General features: G+C 66.4%; 1 protein-coding gene. It reads right to left on the bottom strand.

The annotated features are described in order from the left end of the window. The coding region (locus FWJ25_RS20690) for a histone H1/H5 family protein (protein WP_188093678.1) at positions 1–376 on the bottom strand (376 nt) is incomplete at both ends.

Genomic DNA, 376 nt, shown 5'->3' with positions numbered 1-376 from the left:
KCTTGGCAGCTGGCTTGGCCTTCGGCTTGGCGGCCGCCTTGGGCTTGGCTGCTGCGGGTTTCGGCTTCGCGGCTGCCTTGGGCTTTGCAGCGGGCTTCGCCTTAGCGGGGGACTTGGCCTTGGCCTTGGGCTTGGGCTTGGTGGCGGCCTTGGGCTTCTTCGCCCCGGCCTTGGGCTTCTTCACAGCGGTCTTGGACTTGGGCTTCGGCTTGGCGGCGGCCGGGGCGCGTGCGGGCAGCTTGTAGGAGTTCTTCACCTTGGTGAGCTTGCCGCCGGCGACGAGCTTCTTGAGCTGGCCGAGCAGGAGCTTGCGGAAGTTGGGCGGGAGCTTGTCCTTGTGCTTGTCCTCGACGAACTTGGCGATCGCGTACTGGCT

Source organism: Marinobacter salinexigens (assembly GCF_008370345.1).
In the GTDB taxonomy this organism is placed as follows: Bacteria; Pseudomonadota; Gammaproteobacteria; order Pseudomonadales; family Oleiphilaceae; genus Marinobacter; species Marinobacter salinexigens.
This window is presented reverse-complemented; position numbering and strand designations above follow the sequence as displayed.